Raw genomic sequence first — 20,246 nt, 5'->3', positions numbered from 1 at the left:
GTCAGGCTGTTGAGGCCTCGAACCGGGCAAACGCGATCCGAAGCCCATCGAGCGTGAGATGGGGCTCGTACGAGGCGATTTGGGCGCACAGCGCGGCAAACTGACTGCCAAGCCCGCCTGTCGCCAGCACGCGCGCTCCGCCAAGCTCGTCGGACATGCGGGCCGCCAGCGTGTCGATGGCGCCCGCATAGCCCAAAACCAGACCCGACTGGAGAGACTCCACCGTCGTCCTCCCGATCGCGCGCTCCGGCGCGACCAGCTCGACTTGGGGCAACTTTGCCGTCCGCCCGAACAGGGCCTGGCTCGAGACCTCGATTCCCGTGAGAATGGCGCCGCCCACGTACGCGCCTTGGCGATCGATCGCATCGAACGTCGTGGCCGTCCCGAAGTCCACGACCACGATCGGCGGCTCGAATCGGTCCAACGCGCCCAGGGCGTTCGCAAGGCGGTCGGCGCCCACGGCGTGCGGAGGATCGTAGGTCACGACCAGTCCCACTTGATCCCCACGGTCGAGGAAGCGAGGTTCGGAGCCGAGCCACTTGCCGCCCAGCCGCGCGATCGCCGAGTGCATCGCCGGCACGACGCTCGCGCAGACCACGCCGCTCGCCGCCATCTCGACGCCGTCCAGTTCGCACATCGCCTTGATCCAGGCGGCCAGCTCGTCTTCGGTGGCCTCCGCATCCGTGGACCTGCGCCATACCGACCGCCAGGCATCGCCGTCCCAGAGGCCGACGACCGTGTGCGTGTTCCCGACATCAATCGCCCAAAGCATGTGTGAGATCCACCTTGCTGTACACGCGTCCGTCCAGCTCGCTTTGCATCGCCGATACGATTTGGTCCGCCACCTCGTCCCGCAGCGCGTACGTGTCGGCTTCCACCATGACGCGCACCATCGGCTGGGTGCCACTGGGCCGAACGACGAGCCGGCCGTGGCCGGCAAGCGCCTGCTCGCCCGAGGCGAGGGCTTCGCGGACGAGCTCGCCCGCATCCCACCCGTCCCTCGACGCGACCGCCACGTTGATCAGCACCTGGGGCCACGACTCGTAATCCTCGTAGAACGCGGAAGCCGGTCGCGATTCGCGCCGAAGCACGCGGAGCATCTCGAGCATCGTCACCAGGCCGTCGCCCGTGGGGCCGTGGGCGGGAAAGATGATGTGCCCGCTCTGCTCTCCTCCGATCTTCGCACCAGTCTCGATCAGTCGCTGCGCCACGTACTTGTCGCCCACGGGGGTTCGCTCGAGCCGGACTCCGCGGCCGAGGAGGTAGCGCTCGAACCCACCGTTGCTCATGACGGTGCCCACGACGACGCGAGGCTCCAACAACCCGTGCCGCTGCCAGTGCCCGCTCCAGATCCCGATGGTGCGGTCCCCGTTGATCAGGCGCCCGCGCTCGTCGCAAAAGACCGCTCGGTCCGCGTCGCCATCGAAAGCGACGCCGAATTCCGCCTCGGTCTCCAGGGTGAAAGCCCCGATCCGATCGGGTTTCGTCGCGCCTCCCTCGGCGTTGATGTTCATCCCGTCCGGCTCCGCTCCGGTCAGATACACCTCCGCGCCCAACCGGACCAGCACCTCCGGAGCAAGCTCGAACGCGGCCCCGTGGGCGGCGTCCACCGCAATCTGCATCCCATCCAGGCGCTCTGGCACCATCGCCACCAACGTGTCGAGGTACGCGTCCACGAGGGCCCGATCGCTTTCGAGGGAGCCCACTTCCCCGCCCGTGGGCCGCAGGGTCACCGCCTCCGGGGCTAAGGCCGCCTCGAGCTCGAGTTCGACGCTGTCGGCGAGTTTGCACCCATCGTGTCCGACGAGCTTGATGCCGTTGTCGGGCGCGGGGTTGTGGCTGGCCGAGAGAATGGCCCCCAACCCGAACTCCCCCGTGCGCGCAGCGTAAGACACCGTGGGCGTCGGCACGACGCCGAGGGACACCACATCGACGCCTGTCGAGCACAATCCGCTTGCCAGGGCCGCCCCCAGCATGGGCCCGCTCCGGCGAGTATCCCGGCCCATCACCGCCCGCCGGGGCAACCCTCGCGCGTGCAGGAAGTGGCCTGCAGCCCGGCCCAACGCGAAAGCGAGTTCCGGAGTGAGTTTCTCGTTGGCGACTCCGCGGATGCCGTCGGTCCCGAAGTGCCGGCGGCTCATGGCTTGCGCGATACCTTGACGCGCGCGGGTCGCACCACCCGGTCTCCCAGCTTGTAGCCCGGCTCCAACTCCTCGATGACCGTCCCGTCTGGGTGCCAAATCGACTCCTCGGTCACCACGGCCTCGTGCAGTTCTGGATCGAAGGCCGTCCCCTTTGCGGGAACGCGCGTCACGTGGCGGCCTTCGAGCACGCCGCGCAACTGCCGTTCGACGGCGAGGATGCCTTCCGCAACGGATTCGATCGCCGCGCCCGCCTGCAGCGCCGCCGTCGTCCGCTCGAAGTTGTCGAGAACGGGGAGCAAATCGAGCACCAGCGTCTCGATCGCGAACTTCTGAAGCTGGACCTTCTCCTGCTGGACCCGCTTTCGAAAGTTCTGGAACTCCGCGACGCTCCGAACCACCTGGTCCCGCTCCTCCTCGAGCTGCTTCTCCAGTTCCGCGATTCGGGCGAGAAGCCCCTCGATCGCCGCCGTCTCGTCGGCACCGCCCCCGCCTGTCGCCCCGGATTCGGACTGGGCGTCGGAGGTTGGGCCCTCTGATTTCAGATGGCCTTCCGCTTCCTTCGAGGGTGGCGAGTCCTTTGCGGTGTCGGAGTGTTTCTTTGGCAAGGTTTCAGGTCTCCTGTGCTTTCGGCGAAGGTTCATTTTACCTTTCACCGGCTCCCTCGAACCGGGCCGCCAGGCGCGCCTTGTTCGAGATGCCGACACCCGTCAAGACGATGCCCATTCCCACAAACTGGATCCCGTTGACGGTGCGGCCGAGGACCAGCCACGCAAAGAGCGCGGCTAAAACCGGCACGAAATACTGGTAGACCATCGCCGCAGGCCCCCCGATCTGCCGAACGCCCTCGTAGAACCCCACGAAGCCAACTGCGCCCGCAATCACCGCCACATACGCGAGCATCGACCAGGTCGTCGGCGTCAGGGCCGTCCACGGCGTGTGCAGGGACGCCAACAGGCCGTACGGCACCAGAACGATCAATGCTCCGGGCATCGAGAGGGTCAACACACGGAAGGGCGAGATCCGTTCGACCAGCGGTCGCGAGACCACCGTGCTCGCCGCCCACAGCACCGCCGAGATCAGGATCAGGACGTTCCCGAGGAGCTTGCCGTGATCCCCGCTGCTCGCTCCGAGGACCACGACGGCGACTCCGGCGAACGCGAGCAGCGCCCCGGCGAACGCTCCCCGGTTCAGCTTCTCCTGGCCCACCGCGCTTGCGATCAAGGCCGTGAAGATCGGCGACGTGGAGAGGATGATCGCTCCTTCGGCCGGAGCCGACTCCTTCATGCCCTCCAGAAAGAAGACCATGTACACGCCCATCGAGAGAAACCCGAGCGTGAGCAGGCGAAACGTCTCGCCCTGCGGGTACCGCAGCGACTCCTTCCGGGAAGCGCTGAACGCCACCAACAACGCAAACATTCCCAGGTAGCGAACGAGTGCCACCGCGGGAGGCGTCATCTGCTCGTACACCATCTTGAGCGCGACGAAGTTGAAGCCCCAACTCAGCATCGTGAGCGACAGCGGAAGATTGGGCTTGACGCCAGGCACGCACCAGTATGGCCTCAGGGCAGGAAGGCGCCCACCGCCCGCGAATTGAGAGAACAACCATGTCCATCACCGACCACTCCCAAACGAACTGGGGCGCAGCCAAGCGTTTCCGACTCATCCTCCGCGAACAGGGCAAAACGCGGGATATGGGCGGCGAAGACATGTCGGTCGCCGTGGGCATCGTCGACAACATCTTCATGAACGCCCTGGACACCGGAACCAGCGACATCCACCTCCAGCCCGAACGGGAACAGTTGGGCATTCGGTTCCGCCAGGATGGCCAGCTCCAGGACAACGGTCAACTGCCCCCCGAGCAGGCGGCCAACGTGCTCGCCCGTCTGAAGCTCGCCGCTGGGATGCGGATCGACGAGAATCGCGAGCCACAAGATGGTCGCATCGACATGGAGTACATGGGACGGAGGCTCTCGGCCCGTGCCTCGTGCATCCCCTCCCTGAACGGGGAGAAGTTCGTGATGCGCCTCCTCGACCCCACCGCCATGAAGGTCGATCTGCAGAAATTGGGAATGTCCGAAGAGCTGTTGGTCAAATGGAGACGCGCGATCGAAGTTCCCTACGGCCTCATCCTCGTCACCGGCCCCACCGGCTCGGGAAAGACGTCGACCCTCTACGCCTCGCTGCACCAGTTCGACTCGAAACGGCGAAACATCGTGACCGTCGAGGACCCGATCGAGTACGAGTTCGAGAAGAACATCGCGCAGGTGCAAGTCACGGAGAAGATGACCTTCCCCCGGGTGATGCGCACGTTCCTGCGCCAGGACCCGGACGTGATGCTCGTGGGAGAAATGCGCGATGCCGAATCGTTGTCGATCGGCATCCAAGCCGGCTTGACCGGCCACCTCGTCCTGTCCACGCTGCACACGAACAACGCGGTCGAGACCATCGGGCGCATGGTGGACATGGACGCGGAGCCTTACCTCGTCGCGGCGGTGACCGTCGCGATTCTCGCCCAGCGACTCGTTCGATTGAACTGTCCCAAGTGCCGCGAGCCGTACCAGCCCAGCAAGGAAGAGTTGGAGATGTGCCGATTCACGCCCGAGGAGATCGCTTCCGCCCAGTTCGTCAAAGGCAAAGGGTGTTCCGATTGCCGCGGCACCGGATACAAGGGCCGCGTCGGCGTGTTCGAACTGATTCTGGGAACCCCCAAGTTCCGACAGGCGATCACGAAGGGCGTCGATATTCCCCACATCGCGGCCGCCGCGCGCGAGCAGGGCTATCAGACCATGATGGAGGACGGCAAACAGAAGATCCTCAAGGGCTGGACGACGCCTGACGAGGTCCTCAAGGCCGTCTACACGCAAACGGTCGATTAGGAGGCGTCCGCACGCATCGAATCGATTCCAAAGATCGTCCTTTCCAAGGACACGGTCAAGCCACGGATTTGGCTATAATCGCGTCTGATTCGTACGAATCCCAAGGAGGAAGGGAAATGATGAAGACTCTTGGACATGGCGTCGCCGCGGCGACGCTTGCACTCTGCGTGGCGGGAACCGCCAACGCCCAGATGAGCAAGCCATCGAACATTTCGGTGCGCGCAGGCATCTTCTCCCCAACGGACAGCGATGCACGTGACATCGGCAACACCTGGTTCGCAGCCGGCCTGGAGTGGAAAGGCGGCGATCTCGAGCGGTCGGGCTCCATGATGAACGCGCACGCGCACTGGTCGATCTCCGTCGACTGGTACGGCAAGGACGATGCGAGCGCGGTCCCCGTGCTGTTCAACTACGTCGAGAAGACGACGAACTTCTACTGGAGCGCAGGCATCGGCTTCGCCTTCAACTCGATTCCAGGCTCGGGGTACGTGCCTACGGAGGACGCCCCCGGAGACAAGAAGACGTCGACCAAGTTCGGCTACTCGTTGGCCCTTGGCTGGGACGCACCCAGCAACAACGGCACCCCTTGGTTCGTCGAGGGTCGCTACTTCGGCAACGCTCAGTCCGAGCTCAACGGGTTCGGCCTCTACGTCGGCATCCGCTTCTAGCGGCGCCCCCTCTCTCGCGGACCCTGCGCCATCGCAGGGTCCGCGCTACTTCGCCCCGACCTGAGGCCGTAGCGCGCGAGCAGGACGTTCCACCGGAGCGCATCGAGCCGCGCATACAGGTCGGCTCCGGGACAATCGGTCTGGGCAAAGTCCTTGTGGCTTTGAATCTCGGCGCTCGGGATATGGTCCCTTTGGGCCAACCACCAGACGACGTTCCACAGCGAGCGCATCTGCGCTTCGTTGACCGTCTCGTTCTCAAAGTTCCCTTCCACGACGACGAGGACGTGCCCCGCCGGATCGTACTCCGTGTTGGTGTCGCCCGCGAAGCGGTCGTCCCGACCCACCGCGATCTGGCCGTCCACCCCGATGTAGTAGTGGTAAGGCACGTCCCCCCAAGCGGGTTTGGTCCGCCCATCGGCCAACTTGTCCTCGCGTTGGGAGAAGAGTTGGAGGTTCTTGATCTTCTGGGCCGTCGTCAGGTCGGGCCGCTGCGGCGTGCCCGTGTGATGGATCGTGATCCGAGAGGGTCGATGCGGGCGCATGGCCAAGACGGGCGGTGCGGCACCCCACGCCTCCCGCTCGATCATGACGGGCCGGGGTGCAGACTGTATGAGGAGCAGCCCGGCAAGGACACCGATCGCAGGACCAAACACCGCCTAGTGGTACCCGATGCGGGTTTCCGTGCCGACAATTTGAAACGGACATGGGTGGCAACGTGATTCCCTTGGGACGCGGGACGACGCGGATCCGCCAATCTGGGCGCCTCCGCCCCGATCACCATGCCGTTCCCGGCTCGAACGCGCGCCCAGCCCTCGCCATCCAAGGCGAGGACATCGACCTCGACCTGGAAGGGAGCGTCCTTTCCGGTGCCGAAGGCGAACAGGACAGCTTCGAAGGGGTCGGAATCCAGGTCCAGAACGCGCGAAACGTCACGATCCGGAACGCCCGTGTCCACGGGTACCGCTTCAACCTCCATGCCGAGGGCTGCAACGGACTTCGCCTGATCAACTGCGACTTCTCTGGCAGCCGAGCCGAATGCCTCCGCGAGGGTGGGGAGATCCTCGACAAGTGGCTCGAGATCCGCGACCTTGGCTTTTGGCGCACGACGGGCGCGGGGATGTGGTTGGACCGTTGCCATCGAGTCCACATCTCTGAAACGCAGGCGAACGGCGCCCAGAACGGCATCGTCCTGGTGGGATGCCAAGCGTGCGAGATCTTCCACAACGACTTGAGCTTCAACTCCGGATGGGGTGTGGCGATGTGGGCCTCCTCCCGCAACGTCGTCGCGTGGAACAACATCGACTTCGTGAATCGGCCGTGGCGCGGGGGTTGGGGCGGGGACAGCGCCGCCGTTCTCCTCGTCAACGAAAGCCACCAGAACTACATCGTGGCCAACTCGATGACCCACTCCGGCGATGGCGCGTTCCTGACCGATCGCACGCAGGGCGGGCTAGAGGCATCGGGTGCAAGCAACGAGAACATCCTTGCGTTCAACGACGGATCGTTCTCCACCAACAACGCGTTCGAAGCGACGTTCTCGGCGCGGAACGTCTTCTATCGAAACTACGCCAACGATTCGAGATACGGTTTCTGGCTCGGGTTCTCCAACGAGAGTTGGGTGCTTGAGAACGAGATCTGCCGCAACGCCGAGTATGGCGTTGCGATCGAACACGGCCGGTCCAGCCAGATCGCCCAGAACACGATGATCGCCAACGGCCGGGCGGCGGTCCGACTGTGGGCGCCTCGGCGGGAAGCCAAACGCTCGCACCCTTCCACCGACATTGTGCTTGCCCACAACGCGATTCGATCGTGTCCCCTCGCCGTCGCGGTCGAAGACACGACCGACCTGCTGTTTCACGAGAACGAGTGCCTGGACGCGCCATGGCCCGATGGCGTGACCTCCTCCAAGAACGTGAAGCGCCCCGAAGCCGAACAAGCGCGGTACGACCAAGACGGCTGGTTCTTGAAGGTCGTGGGATTGCTCAAACGCAGGCCGGTCGACTTCCACGCCTACGCGGGAAGGACCCTGCCCCAAGGCTGGGGCTGGATCTCCTGCGGGCCCTTCGGCCCCGAGGATTTTCGAGGTCGCCCCGTCCTGTGGCGGCGCGTGGGCGATCGCTGCGTCGAGTTGTTTCTCACGGACACCTCGATGGCGCGCTATGCGATTCGAGCCGGCAAGGGCGTCCTGATGGAGTCTCCGCGGCCGGGTGTCCCGTTCACCGCCTGCTCGCAAACCCCTCGGAAGGGCGTCGTAACCGTGCGCCACCTGAAGGAGATGCTCCGAATCGAGCTCTGAGCCCAAAGGCGGACCGGGGATACGCAACCTGCAATCCGTTCGTCAGAACCGATACACTGACGCACCGGAGGTCCCGCACGTGAAACCGCTCGCCCTGTCCCTTTTCGCCCTTTGCACGCTTGCTTCGGCGCAAGTCGACCCGAACCGAACCGTCGCCGTCGTCAACGGCGAAGAGATCAAGGGGGCGGAGTACTACCGCCGGATGGAGTTTCTCCCCGGAGTGGGCAAGCGCATCGGCAACGCCATCGCCGAGGCAACCCCCGGGTTCCTGACGATCGACACGCTGATCAACGAGCACCTGATGTTTCAACTGGCCAAGGAGAAGAACATCGTCGTCACAGACGCCGAAGTCCAAGCCGAAATGCAGAAGCGCCAGGCAGACAATCCCACGATGCTCCAGAACTGGCTGGCCAACGGCCGCACCCAAGCCGAGTTGACCCATCTCCTGCGTCTGGAGATGGTCCAGTTCAAACTCCAGACCAACGGCATCACGATCACGGACCAGGAGGTCGAGAAGTTCTACAAGGACAACCCGACACGCTTCACATCGCTTCGTTCCGTCCAAATCCGGGTGATCGCAGCGGACACCGAAGAGCTGAAGAAGAAGATCGACGACGCCCTGGCGGCCGGACAGAAGTTCGCCGATGTCGCCCAGCAGTTCAGCATCGATCTCACCAAGACCCAAGGCGGGTCCCTCGGTCGCCCGGTCCTCTCGCTGCTTCCGACGCCTGTCCAGAACGCGTTGGGGGCCATCAAGATCGGCCAAGCCACCGATTGGGTTCAAACCGAGAAGGTGTATGCGAAGTTTCTTCTCGAAGACGTGTTCCCGGAGAAGCTGCTTTCCCTCACCGACACCCTCAAGGCACAGATCCGCCGCCAACTGATGCTCGACAAAGGCTCGGTTCGGAACGACCTGCAGCAACAGATGTCGGACATGCGGAGGCGATCGAAGATCGACATCAAGGAGAAGCAGTTCGCCGACACGTATCGGAAGCTGATGGGCACCTCGGGTGGCTGATCGCGTCAGGGTCATCGTGGCTTCCGGCGACGCGAGCTGGCCGGAAGCGGTGCGAGGCGCGGCCTCTGGCGGCGTTGTCTACCACACGGCTCCTTCGCATCCGTCCGCGCAGTGCGTCGCAGCGTTGGGGCTGACGGTCGAAGCGGTCCCTCCGGAGGGCCTTCCTCCAGGCTCGGTGTTGGTGGTTCCGGCGCCAAGCGAGCCCAGCGAACTCGAGTCCGTGGTCCACGTCGCCGACCGGCTTCTGGGCCCCGGCGGGTGCCCTTGGGATCAGGAGCAAACGCACGAATCGCTCAAGCGGCACCTTCTCGAAGAGACTTACGAAGTGCTGGAGGCGATCGATTCCGGATCGTCCGAGGCTCTCTGCGAAGAGTTGGGAGACCTGCTGCTCCAACCCGTGATGCACGCGCAGATGGCATCGCTTCGCGGCGAATTTGATATCCAGGAGGTGGCCCGCCGCCTCCGGGACAAGCTCGTTCGCCGCCACCCCCACGTGTTCGGCCCACTCTCGGTCGAAGACGCCGACGAGGTCTTGCGCAACTGGGACGCGATCAAGCGACAGGAGAAGGGCGGAGAGCCCGCTTCCATCCTCGAGGGGGTACCCCGCGGCATGGCGTCCCTTCTTCGAGCGTTCGAAATCTCCAAGCGGGCGGCGCGGGCGGGCTTCGAGTGGCCGAACCTCGAAGCGGTGTTCGCCAAGCTGGCGGAGGAGGAAACCGAACTCCGCGGAGCCCTCGATGACGGCGATCCGAAGCGCGTCGAGGACGAAGTGGGCGACCTCCTGTTCACCGCTGTCAATATCGCGCGCTGGGCGGGGGTGGAGCCGGAGGATGCGCTTCGCAAGATGCTCCACCGCTTCACCGATCGCTTCATGGCGATCGAGCGCTCTGCAACCAAACCGCTGGCCGAACTCTCCGCCGAGGAGTGGGATGCGCTCTGGGAGCAATCCAAGGCAAAGGAGCGAATCTCCGATAGGTAATCTCGCCCCTATGCGATCACGCTTGGCCCTGGCATTGCTGGCTTGTCTGGCAACACCCGTCTTTGCATGGATCGATACGGGGCACATGGTGATCGCGCAGATCGCCGAAAAGCGTCTGCAGCTCGACGTCCGGCGACAGTGCGAGGAGCTTCTGGCCGTCGGCGGCGATTTCAAAACCAACACGTTCGTCACGGCGGCGTGTTGGGCCGACGACACCAAGAGCCGCGAGAACGGGGCCTGGCACTACATCAACGTGCACTTCCGCACCGATGGGAAGAAGACCGACAACAAGCCCGAACCGGAGAACGTGATCTGGGCGATCGAGAAGTTTTCGAAAGTTCTGGCGAACCGTTCGCTTCCCAAAGCGGAGCGCGCCGATGCGCTTCGCTACCTGATCCATTTCGTGGGCGACGTGCACCAACCCATGCACAACGTGGCCCGCGACACCGACACGTTTCCCAACGGGGATCGTGGCGGCAACGACTTCCCCGTCGTGTCGCCGCCGTCGCTCAAACCGGAACCTCGAAATCTGCACTTCCTGTGGGACATCGGTGGGGGATTGTTCCCGTCCGTTCCACGGCCCCTCGATGTTCGCGGGAAGCGGGAGATCGCCGATCTGGCCGATCGGATCGTCGCGCTCATGCCCGCGACTTCCCTGTCGGGAGTGGACGATCCCGACCCCTCCCGCTGGTCGGCCGAGAGCGTTGCTTTGGCGAAATCGCGGGCCTACTCCCTTCCCGTGGGGTCGGTCCCCACGGACCAGTACCTGCGGGCCGCGCAGCGGGCGAGCGCCGAGCGCGCCGCGCTTGCGGGCTACCGACTCGCCAACCTCCTCAACAAGCTGCTGCACCAGTAACAAGGGGCGGCGCCGGGGATCTTCTCCCCCGCGCCGCCCCTCGCTACGCTTCGACGCCTTAGCGCTTCATATTCAGAAGCTCTTGCAGCATCTCGTCGACCGTCGTCACCACGCGCGTGTTCGCCTGGAACCCGCGCTGGGTCACGATCAGGTCGGTGAATTCGCTCGAGATGTCGACGTTTGACTGCTCGAGGAATCCGGCGTTGATCGAACCGCGACCTCCGACTCCCGACACGCCCAGAAGCGCGTTGCCCGAGTTCTCGGTGTTGCGCCACTGGTTGCTCCCCAGCCGCTCGAGACCGCCGGGATTCGAGAAGATGGCGATCGCTATCTGCCCCAGATTGCGTGTCAGGCCGTTCGTATAGTTGCCGGTGATCAAGCCGTCGACCGACACGCCAAATCCCTGGAGAGATCCAGGGGGGAAGCCGTCCTGAGAGGCGCTCACGAACGAGCTGTCCCCTGCCTGCTGCGCGATCTTCGTGAAATCGACCGTGAGATCCAACGGCGTGGTGCCGGACGAGCCCGGAACGGTGATCGTCCCCGTTCCGACCGGATTGATAAGGGTTCCCGCCGCGTCGAAGTAAAGGAGATCGTTGCCTGGATCGCTCGAGCTGCCCACGCCGACTCCGTTTTCGGTCGCGGACCACTCCCAACTCGCCATAGCTCCCGGAGGCGGCGAGCCCGCGGGCGGGACCATGCGGTTGTCGAACGTCATGGTCAGGTCGTGCGGGGCGCCTAACTGGTCGTACACGCGAACGGTCGTCACGCCGGGAACCACCGGGGTCTGGCTGCTCAGGAGGGTCCCTTGAAACGAGACGTTCTGGGTGGCTTGCGTCGCCGTGAGCGATCCGATCGGAATCGTCAGCACGGAGTCGGCGGTGAGCGCCGTCGTCGTGTCGACGTCTCCCGTCGGGGAGGCGGCCCATCCCAACAGCCGCTCGCCTGAGGCGCGCTGGGTCAGGTTGCCCTGCGAGTCGATGTCGAAGCTCCCATCTCTCGTGTAGGCAATGCGGGATCCATCACCGGTCAGGAAGTAGCCGTTGCCCTGGATCGCGAGGTCCGTAGGGCGGTTTGTCGCGCTCAACGCACCCTGCTCGTTGTTCGTGTCCGTTCCCGAGATGCTCGTTCCCAGGCCGAGTTGGTACGGGTTGGTGCCGCCTTTGCTCGCCGACGGCCGGGAGGCCGATCGGATCGTCTGCGCGATCATGTCCTCGAACGTCACCCGCGTTCCTTTGTACGACGTGGTGTTGACGTTGGCGAGGTTGTTGCCGATGACGTTCATCTTGGATTGCTGAGACTTGATGCTCGCAACGCCGGAAAGCAGTGCCTGAATCATGTTCTTTCTTCCTCCGAAGGAGAAAGAGGCGAGCGGTCCGATTCTCGAATCCGCCCGAACCCTTGGAGCGCATGCGCCCCAATCCGGTCCTTTCCTCTTCTCTGTTTGCTGTTTGTCTTGTTCTGTGGCAATTGGGTCGGGCTACACGATCACCGCGCTGTCGATGTTCGTGAAGACGTTGTCCTTGAGCTGGCCCTTGTCGACGGCCGTGATCACGGTTCGATTGCGGACGCTCACGACGAGCGCCACGTCGTCGACCATGACGAGCGACTCCTTCGCACCCTTGGCCGCCGCACGATCGACGCCCTCGAGCACACGATTCCACTCGGATTGGCCGAGGTCGATGTTTCGACTCTGCAATCGCGTTTGGGCGTGCCCGCTGACCTTGAGGCGGTCCTGAAGCAGTGCGGCAAACGTCCCGTCGGCGACCGGCTTGGTGGCCGGAGCGGCGGTGGGCTGCGTCTGCACGAGGCCCGCGATGGTTTGGTTTTGGATCCGGTTGTCCATGAGCGTTGGGACGTTACTCAGAGATGGATTGGAGCGAACCCAGGGGCGCTTCGACCAACCCGCCGTTGGCCTCGCGGACGCCGAGCACCTGCTCGCCGTTCTTGAGGGTGACCCGCTCCACGATGCCGGAGTAGGTCTGGTTCGCGCTTCCTTGGAGCGCTCCGGGCCGCACGCCGGTGACCGTCTTGCCGATCATTCCGGCTGCTTGGGTCATGTCCATCGACTTCTTCATCTTGTCGAGGCCGTCCACCGTTCCCAGTTGGGCGAGCTGCGCGAAGAAGTCGCGGTCGTTCATCGGTTCCAACGGATTCTGGTTCGAAAGCTGCACTGTCAGCAACTTGATGAACTGCGTGCTGTTGAGATCGGATTTCGGCTGAATCGGCTTCGTTCCGAAATACGCTTGCGAGTTGAAGGGTGTGACTTCCATGGTTTCTCCTAGATCCAAAGATCGACGCCTGTGGCGCTGCGCGCGGACTCGCGCCAGTCGCTCGAGACGATCGAACCACCCAAGGCTTGAGGGGTCGGCGAAGCGCTGGGGGCGTTCGCCTCGCGCTCCATGTGTTGGGCGTGGCTTCCGAGTTGGGCGGATTGACTCCCGACTTCGAGCGATCCCAGGTTCAATCCGCGCGTTTCAAGCGCGTGCTGAAGCTGCGGACGGCTCTGCTCGAGAGCCGCGCGGACCGCGTCGTGGCTGGCCAAGACGTTTGTCTCAACCTCGCCGCCCCGCTGCCGCACCGTCAACGTGATCGAACCCAACTCGATCGGGTTGAGACGGATCGTCACGCCCTCCCGAGGCCTTGCGGCGGTCAGAAGCTCCAAACGGTCTGCGATCTGGCGGACGACCGACACGCGGTCGATCGGCGCAGGATCGTTTGCCGCCGGACGCGCGACCGATGCCGCCTCGGCAGCCTTCCCTGGGGGAACGGCCACGCGGAATTCCGGCTTCGCCTCCGAAGCGTTGTCCGGGTTTCCGACGGCGCCCGTGTCCTTGTCCAGCAGGTCGGGGGCGCCAAGGTCCGGGGCGTCTCCGCCCCAACTGGGCTGCCCCGAGAAGTCGGCGCCGCCCCGCTCCTTTCCTTGGACCAAGTCCGCCTGGGGATTGAACGCAGGTTCGCTGATTCCGTCAGGCTTCGTTGGCCGAATCGGCGCCTTGTCCGAAGGGGGGACGACCACGTCCGCCGCTCCCTTGTGATCGGCTTGGACCGAACCAGAAGCGTCGGCCTTGGGGTCGGATTGGGCCGTCTGCGGCGGATCGACCTTCACGAGGTCGATCCCCAGAGACTGGACCTCGTCCTGTCCGAGTCCGGTCGCATCCTGCACGAGATCTGCCCGCGCCGAGACCGCTGTTTCTGCAGCCCCGTCGGCTGTCCGATCTTGGGGTTTGGCCTGGACCCGATCGGCTTCCGCGGCCACGGGCGCCGCGTCGGGAACCGGAACCCCTTTCGCGTCGACGGCGCCCTCAGGGGCAACGACGGCTGTCGGGACGGATGGAGCAGGCGAGGTGACGACTTCAGGAGCTGCGGCGACGATCTCGGGTGCGAGAGGTACGGGCGAACCGGTCAGGGTTGGCACCGCTTTCCCAAGCAGCGGATCGGACGCATCGACGGTCCGGGGCTCCTTCTTCTGCCTCTCGAGAGGGTCCGGCTCTTCAGGGCGAGCGTTCTGCTCGGCGCCCTGGGGCTTCCTCTCGTTTTCTACCTTTGCCGGTGGATCGCTGCCTGGTGGTCCCGTTGCCCCCGCAACCTTGAATTCGCCCTTCACGGCCGAATCAGGCGGCGCGGCTCGAGCTCCAACCATGGTCAGCGCCGCCGACGGCGACGATTGCATGATTTGCACGATTGGCCTCCTACAACATCCATGATCGGCACACCGGCCCGGCAAAATTAGCGTGCCTCGCGGCATCGGACGCAGGTCCCGGTCCCTGCATCTGCCATACTGGGAACTGGAATGCCCGGGGGGCCGCGCCTGAACGGATTCGAAGCAGTACTTTTCGACGTCGATGGAACCCTTGTGGACAGTCTCGAGACGCTTGTGCGGGGATTGGGCGACACCTACGAGGCATTCAACGGATCGCGACCGAAGGACGAGGACCTGAGGGCGATCATCGGATTGCCTCTGAGCCGACAAATGGCCATGTTTCGCGAGACCCCGCCTTCGGATTCCCAATCGGCTGAAATGGCCGAGTTTGCGATCGAGCGATTTCGTGTCCACAGCGACATGGAGGCGGCGATTCGGCCCGCCGTCGCCGCCCTCGAGCATTGCCATCGCCACGGCTTGAAGACAGCCCTGGTGACGAGCAAATCCACCGTGGAACTGGCCGAGTTCCTCGAGAAGTTTCCCCTCGCCCCCTTCGTGGACGCCACCGTTTGCTCCAGCGACGTGGAGCATCCCAAGCCCGCGGCGGACAGCGCGTTGCTCGCCTGCGAACGGCTTGGTGTTCCGGTGCCGAGCGCGATCATGATCGGCGACTCCGTCTTCGATCTCCGTTGCGCGCGCGCCGCCGGCGTCGGTGCCGTGGGCGTCGCTTACGGGGCCACCCCCTATGCGACGCTCGAGGCCGAACAGCCCGATGCTCTATTCCGCACCCCAGACCAGCTTCGACAATGGATCGAAGCGACCTTGAATTAGTAAACCCATGGCTCGAAAACAGACTGAAACCCACGACGACGCTCCGGACACCGCCAAGAAAGCGGCTCTTGGGCGCAAACCCCGCGCGACGAAGGCCAAGGCCAACGCTCCGGCCGAAGAGGCGCCGGCCAAGCCCAGCAGCCGCAGGAAGGCCGCCCCAGAGTCCGCCGAAACGGCCCCGACAAAGAAAGCGGCACCGCGAACGCGCAAGAAGATCGGCGCCCCCGAAGAGGCCGAGCCGCAGGAAGCAGCGGCCGCGCCGCCCAAGAAGCGCGCGTCCGCCAAGAAGGACGAGCCGGTCGCCCGCACCCGGTCCCGAAAGAAGTCCGAGGATCCCCCGGAGCCGGCTCCCGAGGCCAAGAAGCCGGCCCCGAGAAGCCGCCGCCGAAAAGCGGCCGAACCCGACGACGCCTTGGCCGCACTGAACGCCGAGGCGGAAGCCCTCGACGTGCTTCCGCCCACGTGGAGGCCGAGACCCGCCAGTGCGCGCAAGCAGGAGAAGGCGGAAAAGCCCGTGGAGCCCACCGCAGAGTCCGACGCGGAAGAACCCGAGGGCGGCGTTCGCCGCCGCCGACGACGACGGACGCGGCGCGGAGAGGAGCCCGAACCGACGGCCGCGGAGACCGTCGCGGAACCGACGCCCGAGGTGCCGGCCACGGCCGTGATTTCCGCGCCGCCGCTGAAACCGGCCATTCCCGTGCCCGACGACGCACCCCAGGTGGTGCTCCGAGACGGCATCCCGACACTCGTTCGCGCGGGCCGCGTGTTTCCGCCTCTCATGTTCTTTGGGAGCTCCTCCGACGAGAAGAGCGCGGCGACCGTCCTCGACGAGATGCGTCAGGCGGGCGAGGCGGGCATCCACCTCCACTCGCACCTGATCGAGTTCGAGGTCGATGAGCGGGCCGTCGATGAGAACGCCGCGCTTGCGGCCTACCTGCTCGCCAAGACCCTCGAGGTCGATCCGGACGCCCAAGTGGTCTACCGAATCGTGTTCGTGGCGGGACGGGGGTGGCAGGAGCGGTTCCCCAACGGCCGTTACACCACGCAGGACGGGTCCGTGGCTGAGCCCAGCGTGTGCGACGACGAGTTCTGGGGGCTCGCCCGGGAGTGCCTGGCCCTGTTCGCAAAGAAGATCGGTCTCCTGCCTGCCAGCGACCATGTCCTCGGTGTCCACCTCGAGCGAGGCGAGTGGTTTTTCGCCGACGGATGGGGCTACGACACCTCGAAGGCAGGCGTGGCAAAGTTCCGGGAGTGGACCCGAAGGCGCTACCTCAACGACCGCGTGGCCCTGCGGGCGGCGTGGTTCGACGGCAGCGTCGAGTTCGACACGCTGGAAGTACCGACCTACCAGTCGCCGAAAGAGGAACCGAAGTTCGTGCGCTCCTCCCGTAAGGAGCGGCGGTGGGTGGATTACCACCTCTTTCTCAGCGACGCGACGGTCGAGCGGATCGGGGACCTCGCGTACGCCATCAAGGAAGCCAGCGGCGGCGAACTGCTCGTCGGTGTGAGCTACGGCTACACGTTCGAGTGGTCGCACCCCGCGAGCGGCCACCTCTCCCTCGGCAAACTCCTTCGAAACTCGGAGATCGACTTCATCGCCGGCCCTCCGAGCTACAAAACCCGCGAACCCGGCGGGGCCGCGCCCTTCCCGGGTCCGATCGACAGCTTTGCACTCAACGGCAAGCTCTACATCAGCGAGGAGGACTTCAAGACCTCGATCGGCCAAGGCATCGATCCCGACGATTTCAACCCGGTCATCAAGACCCCTCAAGCGCTGGAGAGCGTGCAGTGGCGAGGCGCGGGGTCGGCGCTCGCCCATGCCAGCGGCATGTGCTGGATGGACCTCTGGGGGCACGGCTGGCTGCGCACCCAGGGCATTTGGGAGCGTGGCGCCGCGGTGCGCGACGTGCTGGTGCGGCGGATGGCCGCTCCCGTCGGCGAACCGGACGTCGCCGTGTTCATCGATGAGCGCGCCTTGGCCTATCTCGTCGACCAGAAGGCCTTCTCGCTGCTCGTCCAGAACGTGCGCGAATCCGTCCTGCGCTCCGGAATGTCGGCCGCGTTCTACCTCCTGAGCGACCTGGCTCACCGCGAGCATTTCCCCGAGAGCAAGCTCTACGTCTTCCTCAACGCGTGGGACCTGCGCTCCGAGTTGCGCGCCGCCATCAAGTCGCGGCTCCAGCGCGACAACAAGGTGCTTTGCTGGCTCTACGCCGCAGGGCTTTTCGAATCCGGCCGCGAGTCGCTCGAGCGGGCCCGCGAAGTCACGGGCATCGCCCTCAAGCCACAGCCGTTCCACTCCAAATCCGGAACGACGATCCTCAACCGCCGGCACGTGCTGAGCGAGGCCTTCCAGGACCGCACCCTTGTCGGAGGCATGCAGCTCGAACCCAGCTACTTTGCGATCCCCGAAGAGGCCACGGTGCTCGGTGAGTATTCCGCGACCGGCTTGCCCAGCTTCGTGGTGAAGGAGTTCAACGCGGGCGAGGAAGAGACCCACTGGACGAGCGTGTTCATGGGGGAGCCCGTGGTCACCCCCGCGCTGATGCGCGCCCTCGGGCAGATCGCCGGAGTCCACGTGTGGAACTATCAGGACGATGTGGTGCACGTCCGCCCGCCGTTCCTGACCGTGCACTGCACCGGGACCGGTCCGCGCACCATCGCGCTGCCTAACAAATGGTCGGTTTACGACCTCCTGCACAAGGATTGGATCGCGACCGACTCGACGAGCCTCCGGTTCAACGCCGTGGATGGAACGACCCACGCTTTTCTCGTCGGGGTCAAGTCCGAGCTGGAGGCGATTCTTGCCGCCAACCCAGACGACCTGCTCCGGATGGAGGAGCTGCCGACCAAGCCGGACGACACCGTGCGCTTCGACTCGTTCAGCTTCGACGTACCGATCATGAAGCTGGGCGAATTCATGGAGGGTGGATCGGACGAGGACATCAGCGAGGACTTCCTCCTGCGCCCCGTGGTGGTCGAGGATTCGGAGACCGAGTTGGAAACGACGACGACCGGCCGGCGTCGCCGTCGCCGGCGGCGACGGGGCGGAAGCGACCGCTCCCCGGCCGAGAACGGCAACGGCACGGCGACCTTGCCCGACCCCGACCTGGATGTGCACGTGATGTTCCGGAAGCGCGAGTAGCCCATGGCGTTCCGGTACGGCCACGTCGCACTCCTCGGTCGGCCCAATGTGGGCAAGAGCACGCTCTTGAACCGCATCGTCGGCCAGAAGGTGTCCATCGTCAGCCAGCGGCCGCAAACGACGCGCAAGCGCGTGTTGGGCATCGCCGATGGCGAGGGCTATCAGGTCGTGTTCATCGATACGCCCGGCATCCACGAGCCGAACAACCGGCTCGGGCGAGCCATGGTGGAAGCGGCGCGCCGGGCGCTGGATGGCGTCGATCTCGTCCTTTTCGTGGCGGACGGCTCGACCATGCCGGGAGACAACGACCGCCAGATCGCCCAGTGGATTGCGGCGTCGCAGTTGCCGGTCTTGGTGTGCCTGAACAAGATGGACCGTCTCAAGCCGGAAAACGTGCAGCGACACGTCGACGCGTACCATGCGCTGCTCGGGACGGAAGATTCGATGTTCACCACCGCCACGTCCGGCCACAACGTGGACCGGCTCATGCAGATGATCGTCGAGCGGATGCCGGAAGGCGAACCCCGCTTCTCCTCCGAGGAGTACACCGACCAGTCGGCACGATTCACGGCAGCAGAGCTCGTGCGCGAAAAAATCCTGCTCGCGACGCGGCAAGAGCTTCCCTACTCCACCGCGGTCATGGTCGAATCCTGGGAGGAAGAGCCATCCGGCCTCATCCGCATCTCCGCATCGATCATTGTGGAGAAGGAAGGCCAAAAGGCGATCGTCATCGGCCAAGGCGGGAAGTTCATCAAGGCCGTGGGCACCGCGGCGAGAAAGGAGATCGAGGAGCTTCTCGGGCACCACGTGTTTCTGGAACTGCACGTGAAGGTGCGTCCCGACTGGCGCATGAATCCGCGCATGCTCCAAGAGCTGGAGTACACGGATTGAGCGCTTCGAATCGGTTGCCCCAGCCTTCGTTGCCGACCCAATACGGACCCGAACCCTTGCACAAGGTGCAGTACGTCGTCGAGATCGTCGGTCCCCGTTCCCTGCCGTCCGCCGCGGCGAAAGCGCTGCTCGACCCCAAGTGGCAAGGCCCCCTGGGTGACCCCCAGACCTTCGTGATGGGCCCCGCGGACGCGCGCTGGCGACCCCTGGTCGCGAGCGATCCCACCGGCTCCTACGACTCGCTCGCCCTGACGTGGAATCTCCTGAAACACCACGGCGCCCTCGGGGCCGCCAGCGCGCGTCACCTCTTGGCGGTCGCCCAGACCTTCGCGGAGCAGGTGCAGCGTCGAGCCATCCCCCTTCCCATCCCCGACGACATCGATGCCATGCGCGAAACGCTCGAGACGATCCGCGATACCCTGGATATCGGGGTGGCCGCCGCCGTCGCGTTTCCGGCCCCGGGCACCGAGGAGGCGGAGTTGGCCGAGGCCCTTGCCGAACTCGGGCTTCAGCCCATTCCCGACGGCTACGCCTGGCTCGTATCGGGTTGGGACGCGCCCCTCCTCTATGCTTCGGCATGCGAGGACGAACCGGACTTTCCCAGCGGGAATCCCACGCTTCGCCATCATGCGCTCTCCCTGGGTTTCTCGATCCCGCTGAACCCCGCTCCCGCCGCGGCGCTCGACGCGATGCTCCTCCTTGCCGATGAGCTGTCGCGACGCTTCGGTGGCGTGGCGAGCGTGGACGGCGCGCCCCTCGAACCCGGGTCGATGCGTTCACAACTCGACCAGGCCCTGCAAGCGTTCGAACGAGCCCATTTGGAGCCTGGCTCCCCGGAAGCGCGTCTGCTGTTCGAAGGGTAGCCACCGCGCTGCGCACGCCCGGTGGCCGATGTATCATGG

The 20,246-nt window shown here is 65.0% G+C and carries 19 protein-coding genes; 10 read left to right on the top strand and 9 right to left on the bottom strand.

What is annotated here, in order from left to right; translation table 11 throughout:
* Position 1: 1 nt before the first annotated feature.
* From M9921_00380 to M9921_00365, 4 genes are read right to left on the bottom strand one after another with little or no spacing between them, the layout of a single operon-like run.
* The gene (locus tag M9921_00380; protein MCO5295291.1) at positions 2-772 is read right to left on the bottom strand and encodes a type III pantothenate kinase; all 771 of its coding nucleotides are present in this window, start codon (positions 770-772) and stop codon (positions 2-4) included.
* Positions 756-2,141 carry a phosphoglucosamine mutase gene (glmM, locus tag M9921_00375; protein ID MCO5295290.1) on the bottom strand — a complete coding sequence of 462 codons (1,386 nt, stop codon included), beginning with the start codon at positions 2,139-2,141 and terminating at the stop codon, positions 756-758. The genes M9921_00380 and glmM overlap by 17 nt, the downstream gene beginning before the upstream one ends.
* Positions 2,138-2,749 carry a nucleotide exchange factor GrpE gene (grpE, locus tag M9921_00370; protein MCO5295289.1) on the bottom strand — a complete coding sequence of 204 codons (612 nt, stop codon included), beginning with the start codon at positions 2,747-2,749 and terminating at the stop codon, positions 2,138-2,140. Before grpE ends, glmM begins: the two co-directional genes overlap by 4 nt.
* A 37-nt stretch (positions 2,750-2,786) precedes the next feature.
* Complete coding sequence (locus tag M9921_00365; protein ID MCO5295288.1) at positions 2,787-3,689, bottom strand: DMT family transporter; 903 nt, start codon at positions 3,687-3,689, stop codon at positions 2,787-2,789.
* Between the two features lie 59 nt (positions 3,690-3,748).
* Here M9921_00365 and M9921_00360 point away from each other — a divergent pair, with 59 nt between their 5' ends.
* Together M9921_00360 and M9921_00355 are read left to right on the top strand one after the other, a co-directional pair.
* Positions 3,749-5,020, top strand: a complete 1,272-nt coding sequence (locus tag M9921_00360) for a GspE/PulE family protein (GenBank protein ID MCO5295287.1) — start codon at positions 3,749-3,751, stop codon at positions 5,018-5,020.
* 116 nt (positions 5,021-5,136) lie between these two features.
* Complete coding sequence (locus M9921_00355) at positions 5,137-5,688, top strand: hypothetical protein (GenBank protein ID MCO5295286.1); 552 nt, start codon at positions 5,137-5,139, stop codon at positions 5,686-5,688.
* On the opposite strand, the gene M9921_00350 is transcribed toward M9921_00355, so the two are convergent.
* The gene (locus M9921_00350) at positions 5,685-6,341 is read right to left on the bottom strand and encodes a peptidoglycan recognition protein family protein (GenBank protein ID MCO5295285.1); all 657 of its coding nucleotides are present in this window, start codon (positions 6,339-6,341) and stop codon (positions 5,685-5,687) included. The genes M9921_00355 and M9921_00350 overlap by 4 nt on opposite strands.
* Before the next feature lie 50 nt (positions 6,342-6,391).
* Between M9921_00350 and M9921_00345 the strand changes: the two genes are divergently transcribed.
* From M9921_00345 to M9921_00330, 4 genes are all read left to right on the top strand, one after another.
* Entirely contained in the window at positions 6,392-7,984 is a 1,593-nt protein-coding gene (locus M9921_00345) for a right-handed parallel beta-helix repeat-containing protein (GenBank protein MCO5295284.1), read from the top strand.
* 79 nt (positions 7,985-8,063) lie between these two features.
* Positions 8,064-9,002, top strand: coding sequence for a peptidyl-prolyl cis-trans isomerase (locus M9921_00340; GenBank protein ID MCO5295283.1), 939 nt, complete (start codon positions 8,064-8,066; stop codon positions 9,000-9,002).
* Positions 8,995-9,981 carry a nucleoside triphosphate pyrophosphohydrolase gene (gene mazG, locus M9921_00335; GenBank protein MCO5295282.1) on the top strand — a complete coding sequence of 329 codons (987 nt, stop codon included), beginning with the start codon at positions 8,995-8,997 and terminating at the stop codon, positions 9,979-9,981. Before M9921_00340 ends, mazG begins: the two co-directional genes overlap by 8 nt.
* 10 nt (positions 9,982-9,991) lie before the next feature.
* Positions 9,992-10,837 (top strand): S1/P1 nuclease, encoded by an 846-nt coding sequence (locus M9921_00330; GenBank protein ID MCO5295281.1) that lies wholly within the window; start codon positions 9,992-9,994, stop codon positions 10,835-10,837.
* A gap of 58 nt (positions 10,838-10,895) precedes the next feature.
* Here M9921_00330 and M9921_00325 read toward each other — a convergent pair whose 3' ends face one another.
* The 4 genes from M9921_00325 to M9921_00310 form a co-directional block, all read right to left on the bottom strand.
* Positions 10,896-12,173, bottom strand: a complete 1,278-nt coding sequence (locus M9921_00325; protein MCO5295280.1) for a flagellar hook protein FlgE — start codon at positions 12,171-12,173, stop codon at positions 10,896-10,898.
* Positions 12,174-12,314: 141 nt separating this feature from the next.
* On the bottom strand, positions 12,315-12,680 hold the full coding sequence (locus M9921_00320; protein MCO5295279.1) for a hypothetical protein: 366 nt from the start codon (positions 12,678-12,680) through the stop codon (positions 12,315-12,317).
* Positions 12,681-12,693: 13 nt separating this feature from the next.
* Complete coding sequence (locus M9921_00315; GenBank protein ID MCO5295278.1) at positions 12,694-13,107, bottom strand: hypothetical protein; 414 nt, start codon at positions 13,105-13,107, stop codon at positions 12,694-12,696.
* Positions 13,108-13,115: 8 nt separating this feature from the next.
* Positions 13,116-14,252: a flagellar hook-length control protein FliK gene (locus M9921_00310; protein ID MCO5295277.1), complete on the bottom strand. Its 1,137-nt coding sequence runs from the start codon at positions 14,250-14,252 to the stop codon at positions 13,116-13,118.
* Between the two features lie 438 nt (positions 14,253-14,690).
* Between M9921_00310 and M9921_00305 the strand changes: the two genes are divergently transcribed.
* The 4 genes from M9921_00305 to M9921_00290 are packed head-to-tail and all read left to right on the top strand — an operon-like array spanning position 14,691 to position 20,207.
* Positions 14,691-15,308, top strand: coding sequence for an HAD family hydrolase (locus M9921_00305; protein MCO5295276.1), 618 nt, complete (start codon positions 14,691-14,693; stop codon positions 15,306-15,308).
* 7 nt (positions 15,309-15,315) lie between these two features.
* Positions 15,316-18,453, top strand: coding sequence for a hypothetical protein (locus tag M9921_00300; GenBank protein MCO5295275.1), 3,138 nt, complete (start codon positions 15,316-15,318; stop codon positions 18,451-18,453).
* 3 nt (positions 18,454-18,456) lie between these two features.
* Positions 18,457-19,344 (top strand): GTPase Era, encoded by an 888-nt coding sequence (gene era / locus M9921_00295; protein ID MCO5295274.1) that lies wholly within the window; start codon positions 18,457-18,459, stop codon positions 19,342-19,344.
* Positions 19,341-20,207: a hypothetical protein gene (locus tag M9921_00290; protein ID MCO5295273.1), complete on the top strand. Its 867-nt coding sequence runs from the start codon at positions 19,341-19,343 to the stop codon at positions 20,205-20,207. Before era ends, M9921_00290 begins: the two co-directional genes overlap by 4 nt.
* Positions 20,208-20,246: the final 39 nt, after the last annotated feature.

Source organism: Fimbriimonadaceae bacterium (assembly GCA_023957775.1).
Classification (GTDB): domain Bacteria; phylum Armatimonadota; class Fimbriimonadia; order Fimbriimonadales; family Fimbriimonadaceae; genus JAMLGR01.
Note: the sequence above shows the minus strand (reverse complement) of the source record. Positions and strands in the feature narration are given on the sequence as shown.

What these genes read in the sequence shown, in the direction of transcription:
- M9921_00355 (MCO5295286.1), top strand. Translation starts at nt 5,137, where the DNA reads ATGATGAAGACTCTTGGACATGGCGTCGCCGCGGCGACGCTTGCACTC.
- M9921_00380 (MCO5295291.1), bottom strand. Translation starts at nt 772, where the DNA reads ATGCTTTGGGCGATTGATGTCGGGAACACGCACACGGTCGTCGGCCTC.
- M9921_00325 (MCO5295280.1), bottom strand. Translation starts at nt 12,173, where the DNA reads ATGATTCAGGCACTGCTTTCCGGCGTTGCGAGCATCAAGTCTCAGCAA.
- M9921_00320 (MCO5295279.1), bottom strand. Translation starts at nt 12,680, where the DNA reads ATGGACAACCGGATCCAAAACCAAACCATCGCGGGCCTCGTGCAGACG.
- glmM (MCO5295290.1), bottom strand. Translation starts at nt 2,141, where the DNA reads ATGAGCCGCCGGCACTTCGGGACCGACGGCATCCGCGGAGTCGCCAAC.
- M9921_00315 (MCO5295278.1), bottom strand. Translation starts at nt 13,107, where the DNA reads ATGGAAGTCACACCCTTCAACTCGCAAGCGTATTTCGGAACGAAGCCG.
- M9921_00360 (MCO5295287.1), top strand. Translation starts at nt 3,749, where the DNA reads ATGTCCATCACCGACCACTCCCAAACGAACTGGGGCGCAGCCAAGCGT.
- M9921_00345 (MCO5295284.1), top strand. Translation starts at nt 6,392, where the DNA reads ATGGGTGGCAACGTGATTCCCTTGGGACGCGGGACGACGCGGATCCGC.
- M9921_00300 (MCO5295275.1), top strand. Translation starts at nt 15,316, where the DNA reads ATGGCTCGAAAACAGACTGAAACCCACGACGACGCTCCGGACACCGCC.
- era (MCO5295274.1), top strand. Translation starts at nt 18,457, where the DNA reads ATGGCGTTCCGGTACGGCCACGTCGCACTCCTCGGTCGGCCCAATGTG.
- M9921_00330 (MCO5295281.1), top strand. Translation starts at nt 9,992, where the DNA reads ATGCGATCACGCTTGGCCCTGGCATTGCTGGCTTGTCTGGCAACACCC.